We start from the raw sequence: 5,916 nt of genomic DNA, 5'->3' as shown, positions 1-5,916 counted from the left end.
AAGCCAGCAACAGCTGGGCCTTTCGGCATGCCCAAAAACAGGCTGTGTGGTTCGGATTGACAATAGTGATCGCCGCGGGGCGAAACCCCAGGTCGCTGATCGTGATCCAGGGCGATAGTCAAACCGCGTCGTCAAACCAGATAATCCAACCCGATCGTCAAGCCGGCCCATCAATGCACAAAGCCCCGGCAACCAAGAACGGCACACCGGGCAGTCCGCATTCCCCCAGAAGAAAACCCGCCCACCTTCACCAGGTGAACGGGAATCGAAATGCAACTATCAAGTAGTTGCTTACTTGCCGAGCTTACGACGCTGAACACGCGTACGGCGCAGCATCTTGCGGTGCTTCTTCTTGGACATGCGCTTGCGGCGCTTCTTAATCACTGAACCCATGGGTTTCCTCGCTTCTCTTTGTACGTACAGTTCCCGCCGGATCTGGACCCAAGTGGTGTCGGCTTGACCTTGACTTGGTGCGCACGGGGTGCACTCCCAACGCGCGGGCCGAACATCCGGCACGAATGGGTTCTGAGTTTACCGCCGGTGGCGTTCAATCCCAAAAGTAAAGTCACCGTAAATCCTGTTCGTTCCAATTCTGTAGGCTCCCAACCATGAAGATTGGGATCATCGGGGCGGGCATTTCCGGTCTTGCGCTGGGCGCTTCTCTCCACCGCAGCGGGCTGGATGTACACATTTATGAGAAATATTCGCAGGTACGCGGTGGCGGCGCTGGTATCACTCTGGCGCCGAATGGGCTTGCCGCCCTCGATGCTTTAGGGGTTGGCGCTGGGTTCCGCGCGCTTCAGGTGGGCCAACGATCACTGCGAGGCGGTGTGCGAAATCCTCGGGGAGAGTGGCTGTCTCATATTTCCGCGGAGATTACCAGTACTTCGCTAGCGCTTGAACGTGCCGAGCTGCATGCGCTTCTTCTAGATCAGATTCCTGCTGAGATCATCCACACGTCTTCCAAGGCGTTAACCGTCGATGCTCAATCTGGTGTTGTTGGTTTTAAAGATGGCACTGAGGTTCAGTTCGACATTGTTGTCGGAGCTGATGGTATTCACAGCGCGGTTCGGCGCAATTGTTTTGATGATCCTGGGGTCAGGTACGCGGGATACAATGCTTGGCGGGCACTTGCCGACGTTCCCTCGCTCGACGCCGGTTTCGAAACGTGGGGCACACGCGCCCGTTTTGGGGCTGTTCCCCTCCACAATGGGCGTGCCTACTGGTTTGCGGTTCTCTCTGGGCCCGAGGCTTCGCCCAACGAAGCTGATCTCAGCGAATTGATGGGTGTTTTCAGCCTTTGGCATCACCCCATTCCCGCTTTGCTTGATTCGACCCCAGAAGCGTCGATTCAATATCTGCCTATCCAAGAAATAGCCACACCACTGTCGACGTATCACACCGGCAAAGTCGTGCTCATCGGAGACGCAGCTCATGCGATGACACCAAACCTTGGACAAGGCGCTTGCCAGGGACTTGAAGACGCCGCTGTTCTTGCCGCACTGCTGCAACTGGGCAGCATGGATTTCACCTTGTACGACAAACATCGGCGCCATAGGAGCCAGAAGATTGCGCGCCAATCCAGACTTGTGGGACGCAGCGTTCATACGGGTGGCGCACGGCTAGCCTCGGTCCGCAACTGGATCCTGAAACATATGCCCGATGCGGTGACAAATGCCCAAGCCCACACAGTGACAAACTGGACAATGCCAACCCTGTGATCGGTGTGAAAGGTCTAAGCGGGAGCAACAGTGAAAGGGCCAGCCGAAGCTGACCCTTTCACTATCCAGGGGCCGTGCCCTCTGGCGCGAACTATCCGACGTCGGTGCTGACGTCGTAGACCGAGGAGTCCAAGTATTCGGAGACCGCTTGCTCGTTCACACGGAACGAACGACCAACCCGAACTGCCGGCAGCTCACCAGAGTGAACTAGGCGGTACACCGTCATCTTGGATACGCGCATAATCTCCGCGACCTCAGCGACGGTCAGGAACTTACCCTTATCTTCATTTGCCATATGCGTAGTTAACCTCCAGCATCTGTGCGCGCTGTAGGCTTCCCCTCCCACAGAATGAACACGCACGTGCTTAAAAGAGCTTAGCGTGAACCCAGTGTCACATGCGACTCAAAAGCAAGAAAAGATTCACACTATTCACACAATTCCCACTATCCCCTCAAAGGACATTTCGGTGCTTCCGTTTCATTCCAGCTGGTAGAAAGCACCTTTCTGTGGGAAGGCGAAGCGTTTTCTCACGCAGGAGAAATTTTTGGGACTACCCCCTCGGTGTACCCGCTTTCTGGTGGTTCCCTCTGCCCGCGGCCCCTCTGTCTAGTCCCCCAACTCGGCTGCGCGGGAAGCAGCGGCCTGCGTCGCACGGTAGAACGCGCCACGGATACCGGATTCCTCCAACTCACGGATCGCCTGCACAGTAGTACCTGCCGGGGAGCACACACCAGCGCGCAGGTCTACAGGTGATGTGCCGGAATGGGCCAGCATCACGCCGGCACCTTCAGCCGTGGAATTAGCCAGCAGCGTGGCGGTGTCGCGGGGAAGGCCCATGGCCACGCCGGCGTCGATAAGCGCCTCGGCGATGAGGAAGAAGTACGCGGGGCCGGAACCTGAAATCGTCGAAGCGGCGTCGATAAGCTTCTCCGGCACGACGGCGACCTTGCCCGCGGCAGCCAGCAGATCAGTGACCAGTTCCTGCTGATCCTCGTCCACATATTTGCCAAACGCGACGACGCAGACGCCTTTACCTACTTGCATCGGGGTGTTCGGCATGACACGCACGATGGGAGTCCCCGCGCTATGGGATGCCTCCGTCATCGTCTCCAACGTCACCCCCGCCGCCATGGACACAACCACCGTCGGGGTATCCGATGCTGCGATCGGCTCTGAGAGCTCCTCAATCACCGTGGTGATGTCATATGGCTTCACACAGAGGAAGCACACATCAACATCCGTGACAGCCTCAATATTGTCTTCGGTGGTGTTGATCCCATACCGGCTCGCCAGATCTTCACGACGCTCCGCTGTGCGGTTCGTAGCGGTGATAGTTTCCGGGTCGATCCCCGAATTCACCAGCCCAGAAATCAGGGCCTCGCCGATATTGCCTGCACCGATAACTGCGATGTTAGTCATGCGCACCAGCGTGCCACAGTGCACGCAAGTCAGCGATATTTTCCTGCATGAGGACCGTTTAGCCAGCGGTTATTTAGAAAACAGTGACCAGACTCGGACCGAAGGTCATGGCAAGACCTGCCAAAGCAGCCAGCACCAGCGTGAAGCCATCACGGCCTGTCTTCATACGGCGCACAGCCAGCACAACACCTGCTGTCACAACAACTGCGAGCACGCTCACCAGAATCGCGTTGAAGTTCTCCCACAGCGCCTGGAAGCCCAGGAACACGAGCACACCAATCAGTAGGCCACCGAAGACCATGAGGACGAGCATGACGGGGTTGATTGAAGCGTCTGCCTCAAGGTCTGTGCCCCCAAAGTCCTCAAAGTCGTGCTCATCATGGACATTTTTATCGGGGAACTCGTCGAAATCAGCCTCAAGTTCATCCACGTGGTCACGCTTCGCGACCACAGCTTCTTTCACCTCAGGCTTAGGCTGTCCGGTCAGGGCTGCTTGTGCCGGCATTGCACGCACGACGGGAATAACACTGGTTTCATCTTCATCCGTGGCCGGCTCCTTCCCTGCCACCTCGACCTTGCGCACAGGCACAGAACTCGGCGCAGCTGAGGCTTCTGGAGTCTTCTCCACTACTTCGGGCTTAGCGGCCTCAGTCTCGGCCACTGGTTTGGTAGACGTGGAAGGCTCATTCAGCTTCGCGGCCTCAGTTGTCTCGGGCGGCTCTACCTTGACTACCTTGACCTTCGGCTTCTCAGGTTCTACCTTTGGCTCAGCAGGTTTAATCTGTTCGGCAGGTTTCGCAGGCTCTGGGGCCTTGGGGGGCTGAGGTGCAGAACGCTGGGGGTTTTCAGCGTCGATGGGAATGCTAGAGTGCTTAGGCTCAGCGGGGCGGGCATCAACGGCTGGCAGTGAGCCGGTGAGTTCTGCGACGGAGATGCCGCCTTCCTCGAGGCTGCGACGGCGACGGCGCCGAGGCTGGATGTCCGGGTTTTCTTTTTGTACCCGGGCCATCAACTCGGCAACGGTAAGTTGCTTTTCAGCCAATTGAGCGTCTCCTTCTTGCTTCTATCCCTTGTCAATCTGCCGGAGAATCACGCCTTCACGTAATGCCCACGGACAGATTTCTAGCTTCTCTATCTTAAGTGCTCGCATCGCTGCTTCCGCGACCAGCGCGCCGGCAACAATCTGATGAGATCGGTCAGGACTCACACCTTCAAGCTCCGCACGGTCGGCCGCCGTCATCCGGGTAATAAATGCGATGAGCTGGCGCAAACCCGGTGCTGTCAGCGTACGCTTCACATACGGTCCTGCCGATGAGGGCGCCGCACCGGTGAGTCGCGCGAGGGTGCGGAAGGTCTTCGAGGTGCCCACCGCCAGGCCGGCTTCGCCGTGAGCGAGGAACTCGTCAGCGACTATAGCAAGTTCCGCATCAATAAAATCACGCAGGGTGTTTACGGTCCGCTTCGATGGTGGATCGGAGTCGAACCACTCGTGGGTCAATCGGCCAGCACCTAAGTCAAGGGAGCGGGCAATGTCTGGTTCCTCGTCGCTACCGGTGCTCAGTTCCAATGAGCCACCACCGATATCCAGGTTGGTAATTCGGCCAGCGGACCAGCCGTACCAGCGGCGCACAGCCAAAAACGTCAGACGGGCTTCATCCGTCCCGGACAGGACATCAAGCTTCACACCTGTTTCATTCTCAATGTGCTGCAGGACCTCATCCGCATTCGTCGCAGAACGCACCGCGGAGGTAGCAAATGCCAGGAATTCCTGGCATTTTAGGTTTCCGGCGAGGTCGGCGGCTTCCCGGACTGCGTCGGTAAGTTTCCTTACGCCTTTTTCCTCGATCGCGCCCTTCTTATCGAGCAATTCAACCAGCCGCAAAGACTGCTTCCAATCACTCATGGGGGTTGGGTGGCCACCACTGACGGCATCCACCGCTACGAGGTGAACAGTGTTGCTTCCCACGTCCAATACACCTAGTCGCACGCGTTCCACAGTAGACCGTCTACCGTGGTCAAGTGTGAACCAACGTGTGTTTCTGGGCTTCCCAAAAAATTCGCCCGCGGGAAAATCAATTCGGGCCGGCCACGAGCTGCCACCGGACTTTCCGCGCGAATGGTTCGAATTCACCCACCCGGATGACCCGCTGCACTACTTCAGCATTGATCTGACCTGGTTAGAGTCCACATGGTCGTGTCGTTTTGGCACCCCAGCGTGTCGCGGGATTTCGAAGGATCTTCCCGTGGTGGGGTGCTGTATTCACGGCGCGTATTTGTCAGATGAGACGGACCGGGATGATCTGTACAACGCTGTTGCGGAAATGCCCGCGAAGTACTGGCAGCTCCGCCCCGACAGTGTGGATAGTTACCTCGCCGCCGGCGACCCCGTTGAGCTTGAGCCGTGGCTCGAGTGGGACGACGATGAAGAAGAACCCGCACTCAAGACCACGCTTGTCGACGGCGCGTGTATCTTTGCCAACCGCCACGGCCACGACACCGGCGCTGGTTGTGCCCTGCACCAATGGGCGATGGCGGAAGGACGCAACATCATTGGTTCTAAACCAGAAGTGTGCTGGCAAGTTCCGTTTTCGCGTGAGGACGAGTGGCAGGAACGCAGTGACGGCCAGGAGATCCTGCGCACCACTATCGGTGAATATGACCGCCGCCAGTGGGGCAATGGTGGTGAGGACTTTGATTGGTGGTGCACCAATGACCCGGCATGCCATGGCGGGCCGAACGCAGAACCGGTGTGGAAATCAATGAAGGCGGAGCTGA

Annotated in this window: 7 protein-coding genes; 2 read left to right on the top strand and 5 right to left on the bottom strand. The window is 57.8% G+C overall.

Annotated elements, in window-relative coordinates:
* Positions 1 to 291: 291 nt before the first annotated feature.
* On the bottom strand, positions 292 to 393 hold the full coding sequence (locus Q0X21_RS09855; RefSeq protein ID WP_003855542.1) for a 30S ribosomal protein bS22: 102 nt from the start codon (positions 391 to 393) through the stop codon (positions 292 to 294).
* Positions 394 to 608: 215 nt separating this feature from the next.
* On the opposite strand from Q0X21_RS09855, the gene Q0X21_RS09850 reads away from it, so the two are divergent.
* On the top strand, positions 609 to 1,721 hold the full coding sequence (locus Q0X21_RS09850; protein ID WP_297851708.1) for an FAD-dependent monooxygenase: 1,113 nt from the start codon (positions 609 to 611) through the stop codon (positions 1,719 to 1,721).
* A gap of 91 nt (positions 1,722 to 1,812) precedes the next feature.
* On the opposite strand, the gene Q0X21_RS09845 is transcribed toward Q0X21_RS09850, so the two are convergent.
* The 4 genes from Q0X21_RS09845 to Q0X21_RS09830 all read right to left on the bottom strand — a co-directional run bounded on the left by Q0X21_RS09845 (position 1,813) and on the right by Q0X21_RS09830 (position 5,128).
* Positions 1,813 to 2,016 (bottom strand): helix-turn-helix domain-containing protein, encoded by a 204-nt coding sequence (locus Q0X21_RS09845; protein ID WP_034663060.1) that lies wholly within the window; start codon positions 2,014 to 2,016, stop codon positions 1,813 to 1,815.
* A gap of 312 nt (positions 2,017 to 2,328) precedes the next feature.
* Positions 2,329 to 3,141 carry a pyrroline-5-carboxylate reductase gene (gene proC / locus Q0X21_RS09840; protein ID WP_034663163.1) on the bottom strand — a complete coding sequence of 271 codons (813 nt, stop codon included), beginning with the start codon at positions 3,139 to 3,141 and terminating at the stop codon, positions 2,329 to 2,331.
* 73 nt (positions 3,142 to 3,214) lie between these two features.
* Entirely contained in the window at positions 3,215 to 4,183 is a 969-nt protein-coding gene (locus tag Q0X21_RS09835; RefSeq protein WP_297851707.1) for a hypothetical protein, read from the bottom strand.
* Positions 4,184 to 4,204: 21 nt separating this feature from the next.
* Positions 4,205 to 5,128 carry a Ppx/GppA phosphatase family protein gene (locus Q0X21_RS09830; protein ID WP_034663165.1) on the bottom strand — a complete coding sequence of 308 codons (924 nt, stop codon included), beginning with the start codon at positions 5,126 to 5,128 and terminating at the stop codon, positions 4,205 to 4,207.
* Between the two features lie 34 nt (positions 5,129 to 5,162).
* On the opposite strand from Q0X21_RS09830, the gene Q0X21_RS09825 reads away from it, so the two are divergent.
* On the top strand, positions 5,163 to 5,916 hold a 754-nt coding region (locus Q0X21_RS09825), incomplete at its 3' end, for a hypothetical protein (protein ID WP_297851706.1).

It is taken from the genome of uncultured Corynebacterium sp., from assembly GCF_947253065.1.
Taxonomy (GTDB): Bacteria; Actinomycetota; Actinomycetes; order Mycobacteriales; family Mycobacteriaceae; genus Corynebacterium.
The sequence above is the reverse complement of the archived record's forward strand: the minus strand, read 5'-3'. Positions and strand labels throughout refer to the sequence as shown.

Bases quoted from the DNA above. Each gene is read 5' to 3' on its own strand.
- Q0X21_RS09855 (WP_003855542.1), bottom strand. From the start codon at position 393: ATGGGTTCAGTGATTAAGAAGCGCCGCAAGCGCATGTCCAAGAAGAAG.
- Q0X21_RS09850 (WP_297851708.1), top strand. From the start codon at position 609: ATGAAGATTGGGATCATCGGGGCGGGCATTTCCGGTCTTGCGCTGGGC.
- Q0X21_RS09845 (WP_034663060.1), bottom strand. From the start codon at position 2,016: ATGGCAAATGAAGATAAGGGTAAGTTCCTGACCGTCGCTGAGGTCGCG.
- proC (WP_034663163.1), bottom strand. From the start codon at position 3,141: ATGACTAACATCGCAGTTATCGGTGCAGGCAATATCGGCGAGGCCCTG.